Origin of the sequence: Labrys miyagiensis (assembly GCF_030160835.1) — a bacterium.
Lineage (GTDB): Bacteria > Pseudomonadota > Alphaproteobacteria > Rhizobiales > Labraceae > Labrys > Labrys miyagiensis.
This window is the reverse complement of the sequence record NZ_BSPC01000096.1, coordinates 1-23,948: the sequence shown is the minus strand read 5'-3', so window position 1 is coordinate 23,948 and position 23,948 is coordinate 1. Positions and strand designations below refer to the sequence as shown.

The 23,948-nt window shown below is 63.6% G+C and carries 23 protein-coding genes and 1 pseudogene; 13 read left to right on the top strand and 11 right to left on the bottom strand.

All coding sequences use genetic code 11. The features are described 5' to 3' along the window. The first annotated feature begins 10 nt into the window (after positions 1–10). The gene (locus QQL24_RS35315; protein ID WP_431310812.1) at positions 11–382 is read left to right on the top strand and encodes a DUF427 domain-containing protein; all 372 of its coding nucleotides are present in this window, start codon (positions 11–13) and stop codon (positions 380–382) included. 38 nt (positions 383–420) lie between these two features. Beyond that, positions 421–1,536: an NADH:flavin oxidoreductase/NADH oxidase gene (locus QQL24_RS35310; RefSeq protein WP_284317011.1), complete on the top strand. Its 1,116-nt coding sequence runs from the start codon at positions 421–423 to the stop codon at positions 1,534–1,536. Between the two features lie 88 nt (positions 1,537–1,624). On the opposite strand, the gene QQL24_RS35305 is transcribed toward QQL24_RS35310, so the two are convergent. The 3 genes from QQL24_RS35305 to tauA all read right to left on the bottom strand — a co-directional run bounded on the left by QQL24_RS35305 (position 1,625) and on the right by tauA (position 4,425). Next, entirely contained in the window at positions 1,625–2,467 is an 843-nt protein-coding gene (locus QQL24_RS35305; protein WP_284317010.1) for an ABC transporter permease subunit, read from the bottom strand. Further along, positions 2,464–3,246: a taurine ABC transporter ATP-binding protein gene (locus QQL24_RS35300; RefSeq protein ID WP_284317009.1), complete on the bottom strand. Its 783-nt coding sequence runs from the start codon at positions 3,244–3,246 to the stop codon at positions 2,464–2,466. The genes QQL24_RS35305 and QQL24_RS35300 overlap by 4 nt, the downstream gene beginning before the upstream one ends. A 165-nt stretch (positions 3,247–3,411) precedes the next feature. Then, entirely contained in the window at positions 3,412–4,425 is a 1,014-nt protein-coding gene (tauA, locus tag QQL24_RS35295; RefSeq protein ID WP_284317008.1) for a taurine ABC transporter substrate-binding protein, read from the bottom strand. Here tauA and QQL24_RS35290 point away from each other — a divergent pair. Continuing rightward, positions 4,415–4,690 carry a hypothetical protein gene (locus tag QQL24_RS35290; protein WP_284317007.1) on the top strand — a complete coding sequence of 92 codons (276 nt, stop codon included), beginning with the start codon at positions 4,415–4,417 and terminating at the stop codon, positions 4,688–4,690. The genes tauA and QQL24_RS35290 overlap by 11 nt on opposite strands. 208 nt (positions 4,691–4,898) lie before the next feature. On the opposite strand, the gene ndk is transcribed toward QQL24_RS35290, so the two are convergent. Together ndk and aqpZ are read right to left on the bottom strand one after the other, a co-directional pair. Further along, on the bottom strand, positions 4,899–5,321 hold the full coding sequence (gene ndk, locus QQL24_RS35285; protein ID WP_284317006.1) for a nucleoside-diphosphate kinase: 423 nt from the start codon (positions 5,319–5,321) through the stop codon (positions 4,899–4,901). 152 nt (positions 5,322–5,473) lie between these two features. Beyond that, positions 5,474–6,166: an aquaporin Z gene (gene aqpZ, locus QQL24_RS35280; protein WP_284317005.1), complete on the bottom strand. Its 693-nt coding sequence runs from the start codon at positions 6,164–6,166 to the stop codon at positions 5,474–5,476. Between the two features lie 388 nt (positions 6,167–6,554). On the opposite strand from aqpZ, the gene QQL24_RS35275 reads away from it, so the two are divergent. The 5 genes from QQL24_RS35275 (at position 6,555) to QQL24_RS35255 (ending at position 12,120) form a co-directional block, all read left to right on the top strand. Further along, positions 6,555–8,414: an ABC-F family ATP-binding cassette domain-containing protein gene (locus QQL24_RS35275; protein WP_284317004.1), complete on the top strand. Its 1,860-nt coding sequence runs from the start codon at positions 6,555–6,557 to the stop codon at positions 8,412–8,414. A gap of 42 nt (positions 8,415–8,456) precedes the next feature. Continuing rightward, positions 8,457–9,350: an AraC family transcriptional regulator gene (locus QQL24_RS35270; RefSeq protein ID WP_284317003.1), complete on the top strand. Its 894-nt coding sequence runs from the start codon at positions 8,457–8,459 to the stop codon at positions 9,348–9,350. 52 nt (positions 9,351–9,402) lie between these two features. Further along, on the top strand, positions 9,403–9,945 hold the full coding sequence (locus QQL24_RS35265) for a YbhB/YbcL family Raf kinase inhibitor-like protein (RefSeq protein WP_284317002.1): 543 nt from the start codon (positions 9,403–9,405) through the stop codon (positions 9,943–9,945). A 206-nt stretch (positions 9,946–10,151) separates the two neighbouring features. Further along, the gene (locus QQL24_RS35260) at positions 10,152–11,444 is read left to right on the top strand and encodes an MFS transporter (protein ID WP_284317001.1); all 1,293 of its coding nucleotides are present in this window, start codon (positions 10,152–10,154) and stop codon (positions 11,442–11,444) included. 190 nt (positions 11,445–11,634) lie between these two features. Then, positions 11,635–12,120 carry an ester cyclase gene (locus QQL24_RS35255; protein WP_284317000.1) on the top strand — a complete coding sequence of 162 codons (486 nt, stop codon included), beginning with the start codon at positions 11,635–11,637 and terminating at the stop codon, positions 12,118–12,120. 219 nt (positions 12,121–12,339) lie between these two features. Here the strand turns inward: QQL24_RS35255 and QQL24_RS35250 are convergent, their stop codons facing one another. Genes QQL24_RS35250 through QQL24_RS35240 form a run of 3 tightly spaced genes read right to left on the bottom strand, consistent with a single transcriptional unit; the run spans position 12,340 to position 14,910 of the window. After that, positions 12,340–12,786: a DNA polymerase III subunit chi gene (locus tag QQL24_RS35250; RefSeq protein WP_284316999.1), complete on the bottom strand. Its 447-nt coding sequence runs from the start codon at positions 12,784–12,786 to the stop codon at positions 12,340–12,342. Positions 12,787–12,796: 10 nt separating this feature from the next. Beyond that, positions 12,797–13,417 (bottom strand): glutathione S-transferase family protein, encoded by a 621-nt coding sequence (locus QQL24_RS35245; RefSeq protein WP_284316998.1) that lies wholly within the window; start codon positions 13,415–13,417, stop codon positions 12,797–12,799. Continuing rightward, the gene (locus QQL24_RS35240) at positions 13,414–14,910 is read right to left on the bottom strand and encodes a leucyl aminopeptidase (protein WP_284316997.1); all 1,497 of its coding nucleotides are present in this window, start codon (positions 14,908–14,910) and stop codon (positions 13,414–13,416) included. Before QQL24_RS35240 ends, QQL24_RS35245 begins: the two co-directional genes overlap by 4 nt. Positions 14,911–15,086: 176 nt before the next feature. On the opposite strand from QQL24_RS35240, the gene lptF reads away from it, so the two are divergent. From lptF to rsmA, 5 genes are all read left to right on the top strand, one after another. Beyond that, entirely contained in the window at positions 15,087–16,253 is a 1,167-nt protein-coding gene (lptF, locus tag QQL24_RS35235) for an LPS export ABC transporter permease LptF (protein WP_284316996.1), read from the top strand. Continuing rightward, on the top strand, positions 16,250–17,341 hold the full coding sequence (lptG, locus tag QQL24_RS35230) for an LPS export ABC transporter permease LptG (RefSeq protein ID WP_284316995.1): 1,092 nt from the start codon (positions 16,250–16,252) through the stop codon (positions 17,339–17,341). Before lptF ends, lptG begins: the two co-directional genes overlap by 4 nt. After that, positions 17,341–19,791 (top strand): LPS-assembly protein LptD, encoded by a 2,451-nt coding sequence (locus tag QQL24_RS35225; protein ID WP_284316994.1) that lies wholly within the window; start codon positions 17,341–17,343, stop codon positions 19,789–19,791. Before lptG ends, QQL24_RS35225 begins: the two co-directional genes overlap by 1 nt. 153 nt (positions 19,792–19,944) lie before the next feature. Continuing rightward, positions 19,945–20,952: a 4-hydroxythreonine-4-phosphate dehydrogenase PdxA gene (gene pdxA, locus QQL24_RS35220; RefSeq protein ID WP_284316993.1), complete on the top strand. Its 1,008-nt coding sequence runs from the start codon at positions 19,945–19,947 to the stop codon at positions 20,950–20,952. Positions 20,953–20,957: 5 nt separating this feature from the next. Next, positions 20,958–21,803 carry a 16S rRNA (adenine(1518)-N(6)/adenine(1519)-N(6))-dimethyltransferase RsmA gene (rsmA, locus tag QQL24_RS35215; RefSeq protein WP_284316992.1) on the top strand — a complete coding sequence of 282 codons (846 nt, stop codon included), beginning with the start codon at positions 20,958–20,960 and terminating at the stop codon, positions 21,801–21,803. 72 nt (positions 21,804–21,875) lie between these two features. Here rsmA and gmk read toward each other — a convergent pair whose 3' ends face one another. From gmk to QQL24_RS35200, 3 genes and pseudogenes are all read right to left on the bottom strand, one after another. After that, a complete protein-coding gene (gmk, locus tag QQL24_RS35210; RefSeq protein ID WP_284316991.1) occupies positions 21,876–22,538 on the bottom strand; it encodes a guanylate kinase in 663 nt (220 codons plus the stop codon). Then, positions 22,535–23,422, bottom strand: coding sequence for a YicC/YloC family endoribonuclease (locus tag QQL24_RS35205; protein ID WP_284316990.1), 888 nt, complete (start codon positions 23,420–23,422; stop codon positions 22,535–22,537). The genes gmk and QQL24_RS35205 overlap by 4 nt, the downstream gene beginning before the upstream one ends. 123 nt (positions 23,423–23,545) lie before the next feature. After that, positions 23,546–23,948, bottom strand: a pseudogene (locus tag QQL24_RS35200) (hypothetical protein); the annotation flags it as partial.

Below are 23,948 nucleotides of genomic sequence, written 5' to 3'. Positions count from 1 at the left end.
AGAAGAGATCATGAACAAGCCCGTCAAAATCCCAGGCCCGGACCACCCGATCACCATCACGCCGACCCCCTCGCGCGTCGTCGTCACCGTGGCCGGCAAGGTGGTGGCCGATTCCACCCATGCGCTCAGCCTGAAGGAGGCGAGCTATCCGACCGTGCTCTATATCCCTCGCAGCGACGTCGACATGTCGCTGCTGGCACGCACCGACCATGCGAGCTACTGCCCCTACAAGGGCGATGCCTCCTATTACAGTATCCCCGCTGGCGGCGAACGCTCGGTCAACGCAATCTGGACCTATGAGACCCCGTACGCGCCGGTTGCCGAGATCAAGGAGCATGTCGCCTTCTATCCCGATCGGGTGGATTCCATCGAGATCGGCTAAGCTACCTCACCCGTAACCCTCCCGTCCCACAGGTTCCCATGAGCGCCCTGTTCACGCCCTTCGAGCTGCGAAGCCTCACCTTGCCCAACCGCATCGTCATCTCGCCGATGTGCCAATATTCGGCCGAGGACGGTAAGGCCAGCAGCTGGCACATGATCCATCTCGGCCATCTCGCGCTCTCGGGCGCGAGCATGCTTTGCATCGAAGCGACGGCGGTGGAGGCCGATGGCCGCATCACGTCCGGCTGCCTGGGCCTTTGGAACGACGACACCGAGGCGGCGCTGGTGCCGGTGCTGGCAGCCATCCGCGCGCATTCCAGGATCGCCGTAACGATGCAACTGGCCCACGCCGGACGCAAGGCATCGAGCCAGCTGCCCTGGGAGGGCGGCCAGCAGATCCCGGTCGCGCAAGGCGGCTGGCTCACCCATGCCCCCTCCGCACTGCCCCACAAGGAAGGCGAGGCGGCGCCGATCGCGCTCGACAAAGCCGGCCTCGCCCGCATTCGCACCGCTTTCGTCGAGGCGGCCCAGCGGGCGGAACGCCTCGGCATCGACGGCCTCGAGCTCCATGCCGCTCATGGCTATCTCATGCATGAGTTCCTCTCGCCGATCGCCAACCAGCGCAGCGATGCCTATGGCGGCTCGCTGGAGAACCGCATGCGCTTCCCCCTCGAAATATTCGACGCGGTGCGTGCCGCCTTCCCGGCGGACAAGCCTGTGGGCGTCCGCATCTCGGCCTCCGATTGGGTCGAGGGCAGCGGCTGGGGCATCGAGCAGGCTCTTGTCTTCGCGGGCGAGCTCAAGAAGCGCGGCGTCGACTGGATCGACGTCTCATCAGGCGGCGTCTCGCCCCTGCAGAAGATCGCCCTTGGGCCGGGCTACCAGGTACCCTTCGCCGAAGCGGTCAAGCAGGTCACCGGCGTGAACACGATCTCCGTGGGTCTGATCACCGAGGTGCAGCAGGCCGAAGAGATCGTGGCCAGCGGCAAGGCAGATCTCGTCGCCATGGCCCGCGGCATGCTCTACGACCCGCGCTGGCCCTGGCACGCCGCCGCCAAGCTCGGCGCCAGCGTCGACGCCCCGCCGCAATATTGGCGTGCACCTCCGCATGAGCAGAAGACGCTGTTCGGCGAGACACGGTTCGGCACAAGGTAACGCTGGGAGCGCGGACGTCTCGTCCGCTCTTGGAAACGAGGCGTTCTATGCCCGAGGAAGAGCGGACGAGACGTCCGCGCTCCCGGCGCTACGCCTTCCCGTGCCAGGGCACGAGTATCTTCTCCGCCAGCCGGACAATCCACTCGAAGGCGATCGCCACCAGGGCGATCACGAAGATGCCGAGCACGACGATATCGGTCTGCAGGAAGTCCGAGGCCGTCTTGATCATGATGCCGAGGCCGCGCGAGGCGGCCACCAGTTCGGCCGCGATCAGCGTCGACCAACCGACGCCAAGGCCGATGCGCACTCCGGTGAGGATCGAGGGCAAGGCGTTCGGCAGGATGACGTGGCGAAGCACCTGCCACCGGCTGGCGCCGAGCGCCCGCGCGGCGTCGAGCCTATCGGCCGGCACGGTGGCGACACCGGCGGCGGTGGTGATCGCCACCGGTGCGAAGATGGCGATCAGGATGATCAGGATCTTGGTGGTCTCGCCGATGCCGCACCAGATCACCACCAGCGGCAGATAGGCGAGCGGCGGCACCGGGCGCAGGAACTCGATGATGGGATCGAGGATGCCGCGGGCGACCGGGCTGAGACCGATGGCGATACCCGCGGGCACGGCGGTAGCGAAAGCGATGAGCAGGGCGCCGACGATGCGCCAGAGGCTGGCATCGAAATGCTGCAGCAGGGTGGCATCGGCGTAGCCGTCCGTGGTGACGGTGTAGAGCTGGTCGAGCACGGCGCGGGGCGATGGCAGATAGAAGGCCGGCAGCCACTCGAAATAGGACGCTGTCGACCATAGCAGCAGCAGCGCCAGCACGGTCACCACGCGCACGGGTCCCGCGCCGAGCGCCGCGGGCCTGGCCCTGCCTGCCTTGGCGTCCTTGGCAGCGAGATCGTCGAGGCTGGCGGAATTGACGAGGTCGCTCATGCATCGGCCTCCTTGAGGACGGCGGCCAGGACCTGCTCGCGTAGGGCGATGAAGGCGGGGTCCGACTTAATGGCGCGGCTGCCTTCACCAGCGAGGACGCGGCGCGAGAAATCGGCGCGGAATTCGCGGGTGATGCGGCCCGGCCGGGGCGACAGCACCACGATGCGCGTGGCGAGAAAGATCGCCTCCTCCACGCTGTGGGTGATCAGGAAGACGCTGCGCCCGGTCTTGTCCCAAAGGCGGATCAGCAATTCCTGCATCTTCTCGCGGGTGAGCGCGTCGAGGGCGCCGAGCGGCTCGTCCATCAGCAGGATGGAAGGCTCGTTGGCGAGCGCCCGAGCCATGCCGACGCGCTGGCGCATGCCCCCCGAGAGCTCCCAGACGCGGTGATCGGCAAAATCCGCGAGGCCGACGAGGTCGATGATGCGCCCACAGCGCTCCCTGCGCTCGGCAACGCCGAGGCCGGCCATTTTCGGCCCGAACTCGATATTGCCGCGCACCGACAGCCAAGGGAACAGCGCATCGTCCTGGAAGACCACGCCGCGATCGCCGCCTGGTCCTTCCACGGGCTTGCCGCCCAGGGTGATCGAGCCGGAGCTCGGTGCCTGGAAGCCGGCGAAGAGCTTCAGCAAGGTGGTCTTGCCGCAGCCCGACGCGCCGACCGCGACGACGAATTCGCCGGATTCGATGGTGAGGGAGACATTGCTGAGGGCATGGACCGAACGGCCGCCCCGCCCGGCATAGCGCACATCGACATCGCGTGCGGAGAGTGTGGACAAGGGGGTGATTCCTGCTGTGCCGGTCTTCTCAGACACATTGACTTTCGGTCGATGTGGCGGCACCGGCATTTCTCGTCAAACTGTGCCGGTCTGAAGACCGGCACACCGAAAAAGGCCTCGCCTCGGGAAGAGGGTGTTCCCGAGGCGAGGCGGCCCTGCGAAATTCTATTGGGAGGAGAGCTTCGTCAGGGCTTGTGCGGCATAGGTCTTGTTCACATAGGCCGAGTAGTCGGGCAGCACGGCCGGGATCTTCTTCTGCTCGGCGAGGAAGGCCGCCGTATCGGCAATGGCCTTGACCGAGGCGCCGCCCAGCAGCTCGGGCGAGGACTGTTCGGCCAGGAGCGGCCAGACGTTGGACTTCAACAGGCCGGGCACGTCCTCCGGCTTGGATCCGGTGAGGCGGGCGATGGCCTTGGCCTGATCCGAGGTCGCGGTCCAGGCATCGGGATTGTCGCGATAGGCCTTGTAGGACTGGCCGGTAACCTTGACGAAGGCTGTCACCACATCGGGATGGGCCTTGGCGAAATCGGTGCTGGCGATCCAGGCGTCGAAGGTCGGCGCGCCCCACTTGGCGACATCGGCCGAGGAGACCAGCACCTTGCCCTTCTCCTTCAGCTTGCCGAGCGCGGGATCCCAGACATAACCGCCGTCGATATCGCCACGCTCGAAGGCCGCTGCCAGTTCGGGCGGTCGCAGGTTCAGGACCTGCACGGATTTCGGATCAATGTCCCAATGCTTGAGTGCCGCCAGCAGGCTGTAATGCGAGGTGGAGACGAAGGGCGTGCCGATCTTCTTGCCGACGAGATCCTTGGGATCCTTGATGCCGTCGCGCACCACCAGCTCCTCGGAGTCTCCCAGGAGGGCGGCGACGAAGATGGTCTCGATCGGCAGCTGGCGGCTGGCGGCGGCGGCCAGCGGGCTGGAGCCGACATAGCCGATCTGCACGTCGCCCGAGGCAATGGCGGTGATCACATCGGCACCGGAATCGAATTTGCGCCACTCGATCGTCCAGCCGGTGGCCTTCTCATAGTCCCCGGCAGCCTGAGCGACCTTGGCAGGGTCGACACCGGTCTGGAAGCCGATGGTGACCTTGTTGTCGGCGGCGAAGGCGGGCGAAGCGAGAGCCGTACCGAGCGCGAGGCCGGCGGCCAGGAGGAGACGGCGATTGATGGCAGACATGATGGATCCTTGGAGACGACAGCCAGCCCTGCCGCAAACGCTTCAGCGCGCGGTCGAAAGGCTGACGGAAAGGGAAGATCGGGAGGGAATGGCCGCTGGCATACGGCCTGAAAGCCAGGCTCAGCAGCAACAGGTCGTCATGGCTGTTCCCCTCTCCGCAGGACGGGTGGAGGCCTCCGAACAGGCCGATCGCCACCCCATGCAGGAAACTTGCGTCGGCAAAACACCGGTGTCAATTAATTTCTATAGATTTAGTAGAAAATAAATCGAACAAAAGGCAGCCTTCGGAGGCCGCCTTGATCATTGCTCGTTGAGGGGGCTACCTGCGAGGCGTTCCTGGGACCGCAGGCGTCTCGCCTGCTCTTTTGGAAGCGGTGCGGTTCAAGATGCAGGCGAGACGCCTGCGGTCCCAGGAACGTCCCGAAAGTCGAGCCTTAAGGTGCCGACCTGGAGGTCGGCACACCAATTATCTTTTACCCGACGATCTCGTTGCCGGAGAAGAACTGGCCGATCTCGATCTTGGCGTTGTCGAGCGAGTCCGAACCATGCACGGAGTTCTCGCCGACCGAGAGGGCATAGAGCTTGCGCACGGTGCCTTCGGCGGCATTGGCCGGGTTGGTGGCGCCCATTACTTCGCGATGCTTGGCGACGGCGTTCTCGCCTTCCAGCACCTGCACCACGACCGGGGCGGAGATCATGAACTCGACGAGCTCACCGAAGAAGGGGCGCTCCCTGTGCACGCCGTAGAAAGTCTCGGCCTGCTCGCGGGTCATGCGGACGCGCTTCTGGGCGACGACACGCAGGCCGGCCTTCTCGAACACGGCATTAACGGCGCCGGTAAGGTTGCGGTTGGTCGCGTCGGGCTTGATGATCGAAAAGGTACGCTCGATGGCCATGGTCGTCCTGGTTGCTTTCGGGTTGAGGTGAGCGGCTTATAGCCAGCCCCCTGCCCGGCTTCAACCCCCGGGAGCGCGGACTTGTCTTTCCTGAAACAAAAGCGCCGACCGGATTGCCGGTCGCCGCTCTCCTGTCATCCTGTCGCTTGACCTTAGGCCTCTTCCGGCTCCAGCAGCACCTTCCAGATCAGGCCGCCGATCACCGCACCCACCAGCGGGGCGACCCAGAACAGCCAGAGCTGGCTGACCGCGCCGGTCTGCGCGAAGAAGGCGACCGCGGTCGAGCGGGCCGGATTGACCGAGGTGTTGGTGACGGGGATCGAGATCAGGTGGATCAGGGTGAGGCCAAGGCCGATGGCGATCGGCGCAAAGCCGGCCGGAGCGACCTTCGAGGTCGAGCCGAGAATGATGATCAGGAACGCCGCCGTGAGCACGATCTCGGCGATCAAGCAGGCCAGCAGGCTGTACTTGCCAGGCGAGAGGTCGCCATAGCCGTTGGAGGCAAAGCCACCGACCTCGAAGCCCGGCTTGCCGGTGGCGATGGCATAAAGCACGGTCGCCCCCGCGAGACCACCGATGACCTGTGCGATCCAGTAGGGAATGAGCTCGGCCCAGCTGAAGCGGCCACCCACGGCCAGGCCCAGTGAGACCGCCGGATTGAAATGACCACCGGAAATGCCGCCGACCGCGAAGGCCATGGTCAGGACCGTGAGACCGAAGGCCAAGGCGACGCCAGCAAATCCGATGCCAAGTTGTGGGAAAGCCGCCGCAAGTACAGCACTACCGCAGCCGCCGAATACCAACCAAAATGTTCCGAGGAACTCTGCTGCTAATTTTTTAATCATGTCTAATCCATGTGGGCTTGTTTATCGAGCTATTGCTAGATTCAGACCGTAACTAATCCATCTCGATGGAACTAATTTAAACTTCGCCCGGATTCGTAGCATAGGGTCGCAGGTGGGTGTAAAGTTATACCTCTTTGTCCGCGACAAGCAGTGGGAATATCATGATTCCTGAACAAGACCATGAACAAATGAATGCCTTGTGACAAAAATGCTTAATACACGGACGAGGCACCTTTCAGGGAGCCGTTGACGTCAGGTCAATTAAAATGAATATATGACGCAACGTAATGATGTGAATAGACTTCCACACTGGCCGACGAAGGCCTCGGCAGGCTGTTTTGGGGCCAGGGCCATTGCCCCGCCGCCGCGCTCATGCCAAAAGCCCGCCATGCTGCATGTCAACGGCCTCACCTACCGCCTGGGACCGCGCGTCCTATTCGACAACGCCACCGTGGCGCTGCCGCCGGATGCGCGCGTGGGCTTCCTCGGTCGCAACGGCACCGGCAAGACCACCTTGTTCCGCATGATCATGGGCGAGGTCGCCCCCGATCTCGGCACCGTCTCCGTGCCCCGCGGCACGCGGATCGGCCGCGTTGCCCAGGAAGCGCCGGGCGGCCCGGAGAGCCTGATCGAGGTGGTGCTGGCGGCGGACGAGGAACGTACCGCCCTGCTCGCCGAGGCCGAGATCGCCACCGATCCCCATCGCATCGCCGAGATCCAGATGCGGCTTGCCGACAAGGGCGCACACGCTGCCCCCGCCCGCGCGGCCACCATCCTGGCAGGTCTGGGCTTCGACCACGCGGCGCAGAGCCGGGCCTGCTCCGAATTTTCTGGTGGCTGGCGCATGCGCGTGGCGCTTGCCGCCCTACTCTTCACCGAGCCGGATCTCTTGCTGCTCGACGAGCCGACCAACTATCTCGATCTTGAAGGCACGCTCTGGCTGCAGGACTATCTTGCGGCCTATCCCCACACGGTGGTGGTAATCAGCCATGATCGCGACCTCCTGAACGCCTCGGTCGACTACATCCTGCATCTGAGCGAGGGCAGGCTCGAGCTCTATCGCGGCGGCTATGACGGTTTCGAGAAGCAGCGTCGTGAGAAGCAGGCCCTCAGCCTGAAGCTGAGGAAAAAGCAGGAAGATCAACGCCGTCACATCCAGTCCTTCATCGACCGATTCAAGGCCAAGGCATCCAAGGCCGTGCAGGCCCAGTCGCGCATGAAGATGCTGGCCCGCATGGAGCCGGTGGCTGCCCTGGTGGACGACGAAGTCAAACCCTTCGACTTTCCGCCTCCTGCCAAGCCGCTCTCCCCGCCCATCATCGCCATGGAAGGCGCGAGCGCCGGCTATGGCGAGCGCACGGTGCTCTCGCGGCTCGATCTTTCCATCGACAATGAAGACCGCATCGGCCTGCTCGGCTCCAACGGCAATGGCAAGTCGACCTTCGCCAAGCTGCTTGGCGGGCGGCTGGAGACCATGAGCGGCCGGGCTAGGCGGGCCTCGAGCCTCAAGGTCGCCTATTTCGCCCAGCATCAGCTCGACGAACTCAACCCGCGCGCCACTGCCCGCGACCATGTCGCCGAATTGATGAGGGAGGCGACCGAAGCGCAGATCCGCTCCCGCACCGCGCAAATCGGCTTCGGCGCCGACAAAGCCGATACGCCGGTTGAAAATCTTTCCGGGGGCGAGAAGGCCCGTCTCCTGATGGGTCTCGCCACCTTCGGCGGTCCGCATCTGCTCATCCTCGACGAGCCGACCAACCATCTCGACATCGACAGCCGCCAGGCGCTGGTGCAGGCGCTCAACGACTATCCCGGGGCGGTCATCCTCATCAGCCATGACCGCTATCTTCTGGAAGCCTGTGTCGACCGGCTCTGGCTGGTGGGCAATGGCACGGTGAAGCCCTTTGAGGGCGACATGGAGGATTACCGTCGGTTGGTGCTGGCCAAACCCGCGACGGAGAAGAGCGAGCGCACGAACGAACCCAGCCAGCGCCAGAGCAATGCCGCCCGCCGCGCCCAGACGGCCTCCAGCCGTGAAAAGGTAAAGCAGATCGAGGCGGCGATGGACAAGCTCCACGCCATCATCGCCGATCTCGACGAGAAGCTTTCACGTCCCGGCCTGTTCGAGAAATCGCCCGACAGGGCCGCGGAGATGGCCAAGGCCCGCGCCACGGCAGCCGAGCGTCTCGTGCTGGCGGAGGAAGCCTGGCTGGAAGCCAGCGCTGCATTGGAAGAGGCCAACGCCTGAGCTGGCCCTTGACGGCCGGAGTTCGCCGGCATTCCATGCATCATGCGCACTGACCCCGACATTTCATCCTCATCCCGCCGGATGTATCGCAGGGCCGGCATCGGCGATATCGCCCATGTCGTACAACATTCTCGTCTCCTGTGCCGGCGCTTCGCCCCGCTCGGGCCGGGCATCGTGCTGGTGCAGAGCGGGCGAAAGATCGTGCGTCATCGCGGCGAGGAGATCACGATCGGCGCAGGTGGTCTCCTGCTCATCCCCGATGGGGTCGATTTCGACCTCATCAACGAGCCCGCGCCGGACGCGCCCTACCGTGCCTTCGCTCTGAATTTCGACAGCGACCTCATCACCCGGGCCAGTATCGCTGAGGGAAGGCCCATCCGGGAAATCCGAGCGATCGAAAACACCCTGCCAGATGTCGAGGAAGCGTGCCGGAGAGCGATGGCCGCCATCGCCGCCGGGAACGATCTGCCCGACGCCATCGCCGCGGCTCGCGTCAGCGAGGTGTTGCTCTGGCTCGCCTCCTACGGTCATCGCTTCGTCCCTCCTGCCCGATCCGAGCGGGACGACAGGATGGCGCGCCTGCGCAAGGCCATCGCCGCGGATCCGGCATGTGCCTGGCGCGCCGCCGACGCGGCTTCTCTCCTGTGCACAAGCGAACCCAGCCTGCGCCGGCACCTTGCAGCGGCCGGCACCAGCTTCCGCGCCCTGCTCGTCGATGTCCGCATGAGCATTGCGCTCGCCCTGCTGCAGTCGACCGATAAGCCCGTGACCGTGATCGCCCTTGATGTTGGTTACGACTCGCCGTCGCGTTTCTCGGCGCGGTTTCGCGCTCGTTTCGATTTTCCACCGAGCGCGATACGGGGCCATCGACACGAGTTTGATCGAAACGGCATAAAGTCTGATCGGGCCAGCGCTGCCGCGATGGCCGCTGAATGAAACAATGACCTCCATCCGGCGCCCCCGCGGGGTGCCTGCAATGGAGGACATCATGAAAGCGATTTTCCCGGCCGTGGCGACTGCCTGTTTGCTGGCCGCCCCCGCCTTCGGCTTCGAGCTGACGAGCCCCGACCTCGGCGACGGAGCTACCCTGAAGGCTGCCCAGGTCTCGAATGTCTTCGGCTGCAGCGGCGGCAACCGGTCGCCGGCCCTCGCCTGGAAGAATGCGCCGGCCGGGACGAAAAGCTTTGTTGTCACGCTCTACGATCCCGACGCGCCGACAGGCTCGGGCTGGTGGCACTGGACGGTTTTCGACATTCCAGCCACCGTCACGAGCCTGCCGGGCGGCGCCGGCGGTCCGGGCGGCGAAGGCCTGCCAAAGGGTGCCTTGCAGGGTGCCAATGACGCGGGCATGCCAGCCTTCATGGGCGCCTGTCCGCCACCTGGTCCGGCCCACCGCTATGTGGTGACGGTGACGGCCCTCAAGGTCGACAGGCTGGGCCTCGACAGCAAGGCGAGCGGCGCCATGATCGGCTTCCTCACCCATGTCAACGCCCTCGCCTCGGCGAGCATCACGGCGACCTATGGTCGGTGACGGACCGCCGGAATCCGCGAGAGGGCGCATCCGCACGGGCAGAGTCTTATTTGGGCTGGCCCGTGCGCCTCGATTTTAATAGATCTACATAGGTTTCCGCCACACAGGCTCACCTGCATAGGCCCTGAAGGAAGGATTTCGAACCCAGATCTTTGCAACCCGACATCCATAGCAAGCCAATATCATAACAATCACGGAGGAACGCCATGCCTGAGATCGAAAAACGCACCATGGACAAAGTCACCTGGCGCCTCGTTCCCTTTTTGATACTTTGCTATTTCATAGCCTATCTAGACCGCGTGAATATCGGTTTCGCCGGCGCTTCGATGCGGACCGACCTCAACCTGTCGGCGGCCGCGTTCGGCGGGGCCGCCGGTATCTTCTTCATCGCCTATTTCTTCTTCGAGGTGCCGAGCAATCTGGCGCTCGACCGCTACGGGGCGCGGCTGTGGATCGCCCGCATCATGCTGACCTGGGGGCTGGTCGCCGGCGCGCAGGCCTTCGTGGTGGGACAGACGAGCCTCTATGTCATCCGCCTCCTGCTGGGCGTGGCCGAAGCAGGGTTCTTCCCCGGCGTGATCTTCTTCCTCACCCTCTGGTTCCCGGCGGCCTACCGTGCCCGGATCATCGGCTGGTTCATGTTCGCCATCCCGATCTCGACGGTGATCGGCTCCCCGATCTCAGGCTTCATCCTCAACCTCGACGGCACCTGGGGGCTGCATGGCTGGCAATGGATGTTCCTGATCGAGGCAGTGCCTGCCATCCTCATGACGCTCGCCGTGCTCTACTACCTGACGGACCGCCCTCGCGACGCGCAGTGGCTTGAGCCGCAGGAGGCGCAATGGCTGCAGGAGCGCCTCGACGCGGAGCGGGCCAACCGCGAGCGCCACGGCCACATGTCCTGGCTGAGTTCGATGCTCGATCCCCGCGTGCTCGCGCTCGGCGTGGTCTATATGGGCTGCAATATCCCGCAATACGGTCTCAGCTTCTTCCTGCCACAGATCGTCGGCAGCTTCGGACAGCTCAGCAATGTCGAAATCGGCTTTATCAACGCACTTCCTTATGCCGTCGGTGCGATCGGCATGATCCTGTGGAGCCGCCATTCCGACCGGGTGGCGGAACGCAAATGGCATACCGTCATCGCGTTGGGCGCCATCGTTGTCGGGCTGGCGCTCGCTGCGGTAGCGCCGACGCCGACGCTGAAGATGGCCAGTCTGTGCATCGCCGGTTTCGGCTTTTTCGCCGTGCTGCCGGTATTCTGGACCCTGCCCACCACCTTCCTCTCGGGGACCGGAGCGGCAGCTGGCATCGCCGCCGTGAATTCCATCGGCAATCTCGGCGGTTATTTCGGCCCGCAGGCCTTCGGCTGGCTCAGGGACACCACCCACAGCGACTCGGCCGGCCTGTTGTTCCTCGCTTGTTGTGCCATCGTCGGTGCGGTGATCGTGCTTGTGCTCGGGCATGATCCGGCGTTGGAACGGCCGCAAACCGCGAGTTGAGCGTCCTCTCGGCTTGGCGAGCCTTATCGCCCCGAGCATGAGACTTGAATTCGCTATCCCCGCACACGTAAGCGTGCGGGGAAGGTTGCGAGTTTCAAGCGCCGTCGAGCGTCATGCGTCATCGGTATCTCGTCATCCCAGTGTGACCGCATGCTGGTGCAATGGCCGTTCGGCATAGGAGAGGAAGGCCATGGATCACGCACGCAGGCAGATCATCATCGGCGGAGCGCTGCTGGCGAGCGGCGTAGCGGCGACAAAGGTGCACGCCGCCTCCGGCACTGTCGCCGATGAATTCGCGGCTCGGCTGAGCACCCATGACATCGAAGGCTTCGCGGCACTCTTTGCCGATGATTACGTCAACCATCAGCGCAGTGCGGCAGCGCCGCCGCCGGGCAATGTCACGCCGAAGCAGGGCACGATCGCCTTCTTCAAGGCCCGTCTAATCGGCCTGCCGGATCTCAAGGTCGCCATCGAGACCCAGGTGACCGGTGACGACAAGATCGCGGCGAGCTTCGTCTACACCGGCACCCATCAGGGTCCCTATTTCAGCGTCGCACCGACAGGCAAGACGCTGCGTTTCACCTCCTGCGACATCTTCAGGGTCGAAGGCGGCAGGATCGCCGAACATTGGGGCATGGGCGATATCGCCGGCGTGCTGGCGCAGTTGAAGGGGTAGCCCACAGGCAACGCTAGGGCGTAATGGCGTTAGGTTAGATCGCTGAGGTCGTCATTCCGGCTGGAGCGTATCCTCACAAGCTTTGCTTGTGAGTGGGAAAGCCGGAATCCATGACCACCAACCTCAAAGGACAGTGTTCATGGATTCCGGATCTCCCTTCGGTCGTCCGGAATGACGCCCATACCTTCGCGGGCCGATTCAGACAGAAGATGCTTCGCGCTAGGCCTTTTTCTCCCAGCGGCCCTCGTCGCTCTGCTGCCAATAGGTGGCGCTGAAGCCCAACGTCTTGGCTTGCTTCCAATGCTCGCGGGCGTCCTGCACGGCGTCGGCGTCATTGCCGTCGAACAAAAGCACGATGCGCTCATAGCCAGCCGCGTCCGGCGGCAGCGGTGCTCCATCGATCAGGAAGCGGATGGCCGAGGCATTGGGATTGCCCTCATGGCTCACCAACACGATCGGCTGGTTCGGACCGTCGTCATTCTCCAGCCCATGCGGCAGGAAGGTCTCGTCGCCATACGTCCAGAGCGTGTCGTCGAGCGCGCGTAGGCGCTCGGGCGAACCCTGCACGGCGCAACGCCAGCCGCGCTGGAGCGACTTTTCGAGCAGGCCCGGCAGCACCTTGTCGAGCGGAGCGCGCTGCAGGTGGTAGAAGAGCAATTCGGTCATCCCACCCTCCTCAATAGAGGCTCTCGTCCGAACGTGTGGCAATCATGAGCGGCCCTTCCCGAATCTCGTTCCACCACGCCCTCAACGCCGGAACCTGGTCGATCAGCCCGGCGCCGGGAATGACGCTGTCCGTCATGGCAAGCACGGCGGCAAGATAACACCAGCCGAGCGTGGGCGGCGAAGCTCGAAACGCTGGCGTCATCAGCGCCTCCAAGGCGAGCAGCACATGCAGGCCGGCGGCCAGCGCTTCCGGACCCGGTTCTCTGCCTTCGCGCCACCATTGCGGCACATAGATATCCCAAACCAGGGCGCGATAGGCATAGGCATCGACCACCCGCATGATCTGGCGCATGCGCGCGGCCTCCAGCGGATCGGATGGGATCAGGGCAGGATGGGGGAAGACCGCGTCGAGATAATGAGCGATGGCGTCCGTCTCGTAAAGGCTGACGCCATCGATCTCGATGCTCGGGATGCGCCGGAAGGGATGCCTTGCCGGATAATCCGCCGGCAGCCCGCGATCCTCGAAAACATCGGCCATGACAAAGACATGGTCGAGCTTCTTGATCTTGAGAATCAGTTTGATGATCCGGACATAGACGCTCTCCGGCGTACCGAACAGCGTGATGCTCACCCCTCGTAATGCTCCCCGACGAGGCGGTCGAGCAGGCGCACGCCCCAGCCCGAGCCCCAGCTGCGATTGGTCTCGGTGGACGGTGCGCTCATGGCCGTGCCGGCGATGTCGAGATGTGCCCAGGGCGTATCGTTGACGAAGCGCTGCAGGAACTGAGCCGCCGTGATCGAGCCGCCGTTGCGTCCGCCGGTGTTCTTCATGTCGGCGAACCGCGAATCGATCAGCTTGTCATATTCGGCTCCGAGCGGCATGCGCCAGACGCGTTCGCCCGTCGCCTGGCCGGCACCGTGGAGGCGCGTAGCCAGCTCGTCATTGTTGGAGAAAAGGCCGGCATGTTCCTGGCCGAGCGCCACCATGATGGCGCCGGTAAGCGTGGCCAGATTCACCATGAATTGCGGCTTGTACTTGTCTTGCACATACCAGAGCACGTCGGCCAGCACGAGCCGGCCTTCGGCGTCGGTGTTGATGATCTCGATTGTCTGGCCGGACATCGAGGTCACGATATCGCCGGGGCGCTGGGCATTGCCATCCGGCATGTTCTCGACGATGCCGATGGCGCCGATGGCGTTGACCTTGGCCTTGCGGGTAGCCAAAGCATGCATGAGGCCGACGACACAGGCCGCTCCGCCCATGTCGCCCTTCATGTCTTCCATGCTCGCAGCCGGCTTGATCGAGATGCCGCCCGTGTCGAAGGTTACGCCCTTTCCGACGAAGGCGATAGGCTTGGCATCGGCATCCTTGGCCCCGTTCCAGCGCATGACGACGAGGCGGCTCTCATGTCTCGACCCCTGGCCGACGCCAAGCAGCGCTCCCATGCCGAGCTTCTTCATCGCCTTCTCGTCGAGCACCTCGATTTCGATCCCGAGTTCCGACAAACCGGAGGCACGCTTGGCGAATTCCTCCGGAAAGAGCACGTTCGGCGGCTCGTTGACGAGATCGCGGGCGAGATTGACGCCCTCGGCGATCGCATCGCGCGCCTTGCCGGCTTTTTTTGCATGGCCGTCATGCCCACAGAAGATGGTGAGGGCAAGGCTCTTGGCTGCCTTGTCGTCCTTCTTCTTGGTCTTGTAGCGCTCGAAACCATAGGCCCGCAGCCGTGCCCCGAGCGAGAAATCCGCGGCCTGGTCGGCAGTGATGGAGGTGCCTGGCGGATCCAGCACCACCGTGGCCGATTTGGCCGAAGTCGGCAGTTTGCCGAGCACGCTGCCGCCCGTCTTCACCCAGTCCGTCGTGGCGATCTCCTCCACCTTGCCAAGGGAAACCACGATGAGGCGAGTCACCGGCAGATCGGTCGGAGCGAGAATGTCGAGCGAAGCGAGTACGCCCCCCTTGAAATTGTCAGCGGCAGCCGCACGTTTGACCACGCTCTCAACACCCGGTAGAGCAGCCTCCGTCTCGGCAGAGACAGCCAGATCGGCATTGGTGAAGATGACGGCGATACCGTCGGCAATCTTTTCAAATTTCGAAAACGACAGTTTCAATTCGGAAACCATATTCCATGCCTATGTCAAAAAGGTGCCGTCGGATTGACGGGTTGTTGGAACTTTTGCATGTCAATCCGTAACCATGTCTACAACAATCAGTTCGCAACGGCGGCCTCGCCACACAAACGTCTCGCGTGCGTCCTAGCACGAGGCTACAAAACCCGGTCAGGAGTCCCGAGGGGTCTATGAATCTCGTCAGCCGATATATCGCCAGGCAGTTCGGCTTTGCCTTTCTGGTCTGCCTCGTCGTGTTGACGCTCCTGGCCTGGATGGTCGGCGCACTGCGCGAGTTCAATGTCATGACAGCCCAGGGCCAGTCCGTGCTGGTCTTCCTGGCGATCAGCTCGCTCGCCTTGCCCGCGCTGGTGGTGGTGGTCGCCCCCCTTGCCGTGTTCGTTGCGGCGATCTGGCTGCTTCAGCGCCTGAATGCGGGTTCGGAGTTGGTCGTGCTCAATGCCGCCGGCTATTCGCCGGCCCGCCTGATCACGCCGTTTGCCGCCATTGCGGCGCTGGCCGCCGCCGGCATCGCGGCGATCACGCTCTACGGGCAGCCAGCCAGCCAGCACGAGCTGACGAATTGGCGCGTGGCGGCCGCCGCCGACGTGGTGCAGCACTTCCTCAAGGAAGGCCAGTTCACCACCCTGCGTGGCTACACCTTCCACATCCGCGAGCGCCAGTCCGACGGTACGCTGCTCGGCATCTTCGTGCAGGATGCGCGCGACAAGAACAAGACGACGACCTATATCGCCGAGACCGGCAAGGTGGTCGATTCCCCCTCCGGCCTGATCCTCGTTCTCAACAACGGCTCGCTCCAGCAACACGAAGGCGGCAACGCCTCCAACGCCTCGATCGTAACCTTCGATCAATATCAGTTCGATCTGTCGCAGCTTGCCAATGACGACAACGACACCGTCAATTTCAAGCCGCGCGATCGGTACACGGATGAACTCTGGAACACCAAGCTCTCCGATGTGAAGAGCGCGGTCGAGATGGGCCGCATCCGCGGCGAACTCGTCGACCGCTTTACGGCGCCACTCTATCCGATCGCTTTCATGTTCATTGCCCTTGCCGCTCTCGGACAGGCCCGCACTACGCGCCAGAGCCGCGCCAGCGCGAGCGCCTTTGCCATTCTCGGCGTGCTGGTGGTGCGCATCATCGGCTTCATCGCCACCCAAAGCCTCAGCGTCCATTCGGCGAGCGGTGTCTATATCGCCTTCGGCGTGCCGATCCTGGCTTCTGTCTTCTGCCTCTGCGTCGTCCTGGGCTGGATTCGCCTCGCGCTACCGCGCGGCCTGACGGACTGGTTCAGTGACATCACCAGCCGTCTCACCAGCCGGGCGGCGCGCGCATGATCTTGACCTCGACTCTCGGGCGCTATCTGTCGAGGCGCTTCCTGGCCGCGATCTTCGGCGTGCTCGCCTTCCTGTTCGTGATGATCTTCCTGCTGGACTTCGCCGACACCACGCGACGAGCCGGCGACATGCCGCATGTGGCAATCACCTCTATCGCCGCGATCTCGTTGCTGCGCACCCCCTCCGTCATCGAGCAGACGCTGCCCTTCGTCTTCCTGTTCGGCGCCATCATCTGCTTCGTCAATCTGAGCCTGCGCCTCGAACTGGTGGTGATGCGCGCCGCCGGCCTGTCGGTCTGGCAATTCCTGCTGCCCCCGCTCGTGTGCGCGATCATGCTTGGCGTCCTTGCAGCCATCGGTTTCAATCCGATCTCGGCGACTCTCAAGGCGCGCAGCGACCTCCTCGACGCCAAGGTGTTCGGCGCGCGCCAGGAGGGCGACTCCGACAAGGTCTTCTGGATCCGCCAGCGCTCGGCGGATGGCCAGGCGGTGATCCATGCCCTGGCCGAGAACGCCGATGATGGCACCCTGTCAGGGGTGACGATCTATGCTTTCGATCTTGACAATCGATTTACCAAACGCTTGGAAGCCGATACGGCGAAACTTGACAAGCGTGTCTGGCATTTGTCGAATGTGCGGGAATTCGTTCCCAATCAAGAGCCCCAATCCATGGAAACTCTTGATTTTCCTACACTTTTGACCAAGGCCCAGGTGGACCAGAATTTTGCGGTAGCAGCGGACAGCGTGTCTTTCTGGAGACTCCCGTCAGCAATTGCACAGCAGGGCGCCGCAGGGCTTGAAGCAAATGACTACCGGTTGCAATATCAGGTACTTCTGGCTCGCCCCATGCTGCTCGTGGCGATGGTGCTGATTGCAGCTACCGTTTCGCTGCGATTTGCCCGCCTGGGCGGTATTGGCGTTATGGTGTTGAGTGGTATCGGGGCTGGGTTCGTGTTGTATGTGGTAACTAAAATGGCAAGGGATCTGGGAGTAGCGGGGCTGGTCAACCCGGCCGCTGCTGCCTGGACTCCGGCTGTTGTTGGCGTTCTGATCGGATTTACTGTGTTGCTTAACCAGGAGGATGGCTGATGCGCGTATCAGCTCGCCACTTCCTTACGAATGTGCTGTGTACCACTGTCGCCGTGGCAGCGCTCTCGTTTGCGCTTGCCTCCTCGCCTGCTCGGGCCCAGAACCTGCTCAGTGGTATCAGCCCGACCACCGAAGACAACAATGGCCAGAAGCCCAATATGGTCCTCAAGGCCAAGGAGATGCAGTACGACCAGGACAAGGACGTCGTCACGGCCGTAGGTTCGGTACAGATCTATTACAATGGCCGCGCCTTGCAGGCCGACCGCGTGGTCTATGACCGCAAGTCCAAGCGCGTGCACGCTTATGGCAATGTCGTCATCACCGAGGCCGACGGCACCATCACCCATGCCGATGATTTCGACCTGACGGATGACTTCAAGGACGGCTTCGTCAATTCGCTGCGGGTGCTGACCACGGATGAAACGCGTATCGCCGCCAACCGCGCCGAGCGTACCGATGGCAATGTCACCGTGTTCCAGAACGGCGTCTATACCGCCTGCGAACCCTGCAAGGACAATCCGGCCAGGCCCCCCTTGTGGCAGGTTAAGGCCATGAAGGTGATCCACAACGAGCAGGAGAAGATGCTGTATTTCGAAGACGCCTACTTCGAAGTCTACGGCCTTCCGATCGCCTATCTGCCTTACATGTCGAGCCCCGATCCCACGGTGACGCGCAAGACTGGCTTCGTGTCGCCGCGTTATTTCCACACCTCCGATCTCGGCTATGGCTTCGAGGCGCCCTATTTCATCGACCTCGCTCCCAACTACGACCTGACTCTGACACCGGGCTTCACAACTTCCCAGGGTCCGACGGGACAGATCGAATGGCGCCATCGCCTGCTCAACGGCAGCTACTCGATCCTGGCCTCTGGCGCCTTCCTGGCCAATCCGGACAAGTTCGCCAATGAGGATATCGGCACTCCCAATTTCCGCGGGTCGGTCTCGAGCAAGGGCGAGTTTTGGCTGAACGACAAATGGCGCTTCGGCTGGGACGTGAATGCGCTCAGCGACAAATTTTACTGGCGCGACTACAAGTTCGACAATTTGCGCGGGCAGGTTACGGCAACATCGACCCTCTATCTGACGGGTTCCGGCGACAAGTCCTGGTTCGATCTGCGCGGCTACTATTTCCAGGGCCTGACGTCCGTCGACGTCCAGAAGCAGTTGCCCACCGTGCTGCCGGTACTGGACTACGACTATGTGGTCAATCATCCGGTCCTGGGCGGCGAGGTCGGCTGGAACTTCAATTTCACCAACCTGACGCGCCAGCAGTCGGCCTATGACAATATCGTCGGCCAGATCTGCAATGCGACCACCCCGATAACCCGGAGCAACTGCCTGCTGCGCGGCATCGATGGCAATTATGCCCGCGGCTCGCTGAACCTCTACTGGAAGAAGACCATCACGGACAGTTGGGGCGAGCAATGGACGCCCTTCACCTATGTCCGCGGTGATCTCGGCTTCACGCGCCTCGATGATCCTAACAACCAGCAATTCGTCGGCAACAGCAACGACACGGCTGCCCGCGTCCTCCCGGCCATCGGCCTCGACTACCGCTACCCCTTCATCTCGCAGTCGGACTGGGGAACGCAGATCTTCGAGCCGATCGCTCAGGTAATCCTGCGGCCCAAGGCAGCCCAGACAGGCTCGTTCCCCAACGAGGATGCCCAGAGCCTGATCTTCGACGATTCCAATCTCTTCGCCTGGGACAAGTACTCCGGCTATGACCGTGTCGAGGATGGTTCGCGCATCAATGCCGGCTTCCAATATTCGCTGACGACCAATGGCGGCGGCTATTACAATGCCTTGTTCGGGCAGTCCTATTCCTTCGGCGGCACCAATCCCTACAAGGATCCGGACATGGCCAACACCGGCCTTCAATCAGGCCTGGACACCAATACGTCTGACTATGTCGGCCGCATTTACCTGCAGCCGGTCAATAATTTCGCAATCCTGACCGATGCCCGCTTCAACGAGAAGACCTGGAACATGAAGGCCTTCGAGGTCGGCGCTATCGGCACGATCGGCAATTTGAAGACCGACATCACCTATGCCAGCTACGAGGCCCAGCCCCTGCTCGGCCTCGAAAAGCGCGAGGGTGTCAACGGCACGGCGGCCTGGAAGGTCGCGGAGAATTGGGTCGCTAGCGCCGGCGCCCAATACGACATGAGGACGAAGCGCTTCTCGACCAGCTTTGTCGGATTGACCTATGTCGACGCTTGTATCGCTTTCGGCATGAGCCTGCAGCGCGACTATGACACCACCTCGTTCAAATATGACACCACGGTACAGGTTCAGCTCCAGCTGCGCGGCCTTGGCGTCAGCGGCAATCCGAAGGAATTCGCCGACAAGGTGTGGAACGACGGCTTCAACAATGCCAATGTCACCAAGCCGAGCGTCTTCACAGATACGGACGGAAATTTGACCGGAGGTAGCACTGCGGCCAATTGAGGACGCTGTCGCCCCTCACAAGTGCAGACAATGCCCGAGGCAAGCCTCGGGCATCTGCTTTTTGTGTGCACGGATGGGACGATATCGCCAAGACACGCCGGGTGAGACAGGCTACTGCATCTCTTTGAACGCCTTCGCCAATGGATCCTTGCCGTGCCACATGACAGTCAGAACCTGCTCCCGATCGCCCTCACCATGGGGGAGCCGGCCGGCATTGGCCCCGAACTGATCCTGTTGGCCGCCGCCGGCCGCACACAGGCTGCTCCTTTCTTTGCTTATGCCGACCCCGCCTTGCTCGCTGCGCGGGCGCACCGGATCGGCCTCGACATGGCCATCGTGGAAACGGACGAAGCGGGCGCAGGTCATGCCTTTGAAAAGGGCCTGCCGGTCGTGCCGCTTCGCAACAAGGCGCCGGACAGGCCGGGCGAGCCCGATGTCGACGGCGCTGCTGCCGTGATCGAAGCCATCGAACGCGCGGCGGGGGCGATCCGGCTGGGCCGGGCACGCGCCATGGTCACGGCGCCGATCATGAAGGACGTACTCTATCGCGCCGGCTTCAAGCATCCGGGTCACACCGAGTTCCTTGGCGAGCTCGGCCAGCGCTTCTGGGACCAGCCAGCCGAACCGGTGATGATGATCTGGTCGGAGACGGTCGCCGTGGTGCCGGTGACCATCCATATCCCGCTGGCCGAGGTGCCGGCGGCGCTGACGGAAGACCTGATCTTTGCCACCGGCCTCGTCGTCGCCAGCGACCTCAAGGCCCGTTTCGGCCTCGCCGCCCCGCGCCTGGCCGTGGCGGGGCTCAATCCCCACGCCGGAGAGAACGGCGCGCTCGGCAGCGAGGATCGCGATGTGGTGGCGCCGGCCATCATCAGGCTTAGGGACGAGGGGATCGATGCCTGGGGGCCTCTGCCCGCTGACACCATGTTCCATGCCCGCGCGCGCCAGAGCTACGACGTGGCGCTCTGCATGTATCATGACCAGGCGCTGGCCCCGGCCAAGGCGCTGGCCTTCGACGAGGCTGTCAATGTCACGCTGGGGCTGCCCTTCGTGCGCACCTCGCCCGACCATGGCACCGCCTTCGACATCGCAGGCACAGGCAAGGCCAATCCCTCCAGCTTCCTCGCCAGCCTCAGGCTGGCCGACCGCCTTTCACGCTGAACGCCATGGCCCAGATCGATACGCTTTCACCGCTGCGTGACGTCATCCGCCAGCATGAGCTGATGGCCAAGAAATCGCTTGGCCAGAACTTCCTGCTCGACCTCAACCTTACAGCCAAGATCGCCCGCGCCGGCGGCTCGCTTGAGGGCGTCAACGTCGTCGAGATCGGCCCCGGACCCGGCGGCTTGACACGCGCGCTGCTGGCGAGCGGGGCGAAGCATGTCGTGGCGGTCGAGCGCGACGAGCGTTGCCTTGCGGCGCTTGCCGAGATCGCCGCCCATTACCCCGGACGCTTGACCGTCCATGCCGGCGATGCGCTGGAGGCCAACTGGCCAGACCTCATCGGGAAGCTGGAAGGCCCCATCCGCATCGCCGCCAACCTGCCCTACAATATCGCCACGCCCCTGCTGATCGGCTGGCTCAAGACCGAGCCCTGGCCACCCTGGTTCGATGCGATGATCCTGATGTTCCAGAAGGAGGTGGCCGAGCGCATCGTCGCCACCGAGGCCGACGACGCCTATGGCCGGCTTGGCGTGCTGGCCGGCTGGCGGACGCAGGCCCAGATCGTGTTCGACGTGCCGCCCAGCGCCTTCGTGCCGCCGCCGAAGGTGACCTCCTCCGTGGTGCATCTGCGCCCACGTCCCGAGCCGCTGCCCTGCACATCATCAGCGCTCGAGCGCGTGACGCAGGCTGCCTTCGGCCAGCGCCGCAAGATGCTGCGCCAGAGCCTCAAAAGCCTCGGCGGTGATCTGTCGGCCGCCCTGGAAGCCGCTGGCCTTCGTCCCGACATGCGGGCGGAGGAAGTACCGGTCGAAGGCTTCGTCACGCTTGCCAACACGCTGGCAAAATAGATCTACGCGGCTGCGGCAGGACCTGCGCCGTCGTCCCTACCCGCCTTCAGCTCAGCACGATGCCGCCGGCCACTACTTCCGCGTCAGGGCGTCGAGATCCGCCTTCAGCGTGTCCACCAGATGCGAAACCTGCGACTTGTCCGAGCGCTTCATGCGCTCGACATCGAGGATTTCCTTCAGTTTGGCGTAGGTGGTCTGCAGGTCGGTATTCACAAGCACATAGTCATATTTCGTCCAGTGGCTGATCTCGACACGCGCGTTCTGCAGCCTCTGCATGATGATCTCGGCCGAATCCTCGGCCCGGCGCTCCAGGCGGGCCTTCAGTTCCGCGAGCGAGGGCGGCAACACGAAGACCGAGACGATATCTGGCCGCATCTTGTTGTAGATCTGCATGGTGCCCTGCCAGTCGATGTCGAACAGGACATCACGGCCGGCGGCAAGCGCCTCCTCCACGGGACCGGCGGGGGTGCCGTAGTAATTCCCGTGCACCTTGGCCGATTCGAGAAGCTCTCCGCGCTCGCGCATATTCTCGAAAGTACCACCATCGACGAAGCGATAATGCACGCCGTCGATCTCGCTGGGTCGACGCTGGCGGGTGGTTACGGAAATCGACAGATGCATCCCCTTGTCTTCCGCCAGCAGCAGGCGCGTCAGCGTGGTCTTGCCTGCCCCAGAGGGCGAAGAGACGATCAGGAGAAGGCCCCGGCGCTGGGGAGCGGACGCAGTCATACTCATTCGATATTCTGAACCTGTTCGCGGAATTGCTCGACCACTGCTTTGAGAGAAAGCCCTGTCGCGGTCAAGCTGACGTCATTGGCCTTCGAACAAAGCGTGTTGACTTCACGGTTGAACTCCTGGGCCAGGAAGTCGAGCCGGCGGCCGACCGCCCCGCCCTTGCCGAGAAGATCGCGCGCGGCGGCAATGTGGGCGTGCAGGCGATCGAGTTCCTCGCGTATGTCGGCCTTCGCAGCGAGCAGGATGGCTTCCTGGTGGAGCCGATCAGGGTCGAGGCTCCTGGAAGCGTCCAGCAACGCGGCAACCTGCGTCGCCAGTTTCTCGCGCACCGCTGCGGGATGACGGGCCGGATTGATCTCGGCCTCGTTGGTGAGCGCCTCGATCTCGTCGATCCGGCCCAGCAGCACGCGGGCAAGCGCCATACCCTCGCGCTGGCGCATCTCGGCGCACTCTTTCACCGCCTTGGTGAAGCCTTCCAGCAAGGCGGACTGCAACGCCGCACGGCCTTCCTCGTCCTCCTCCTGCTCCTCGACCTCCAGCACGCCCTTGATGGCGAAGAGGCCGTCGAGGCGCGGTGCGGCCGCATCCACCCGTTGCGACGCTTCGGACATGGCCGCCACGATGGCGTCGAGCACGGGTTGGTTGATGCGCACCACCGGCGCTACCGCTTCGCGCTTCAGCGACAGGCCGATCTGGCAGGAGCCGCGGGCAAAGGCGCTTCCAAGCGTGGCCCGCGCGTCCGCCTCCACCGCATCCACACCGGGTGGCAGGCGGAAGCGTACATCCAAGCTCTTGGAATTGACGGTCTTGATTTCCCACGCCCAGCGATTCGCGCCGGTGTGCCCTTCCACCCGGGCAAAGCCGGTCATGCTGGTCACGGACATATGCTGCATCCTGCCCGGCTGCGGTCACCGGCACTGAGATCTGTGGGACCCCGCCCGCGCGAGGCAGAACCAGCCGGGACGATAGAGCCCCGGCGGGCAGCACTCAAGCCGGGGCTTGCGGCCTTACTGCACGCTCTGTGGAGAGTTCAGGTCGAAGGTCTTGTCGAGCAGCGGATCATGCGAGGTATTGGCCACCGGATCGTCAAAAGCACCCTTCTTGTGCTGGGCCTGCTGGTCGGGTGTCGTGGCCGGCGTGCCCGAAGCTGCGTCGGGCGCAGCCGGAACGGGAGCATTGGCCGTGGGCGCAGGGACGGGTGCGGCCGGCGCCCCAGCAGGCGGCGCAACCGGCACGGCAGCCTCCGGAGCTGGCGCTGGAGCGGCCTCAGGCGCAGCCGCGGGCGGCTGCTGGGTTGCCTGCTGCTTGCACTTCTTATTGCCCTTCTTGCAGGGCTTGGCGGGCGGAGCCGCCGGTGAGGCCGCGGCATTCTGGGCGGGCGCGGCAGGAGTGGGCGCGGCAGGAGCGGTG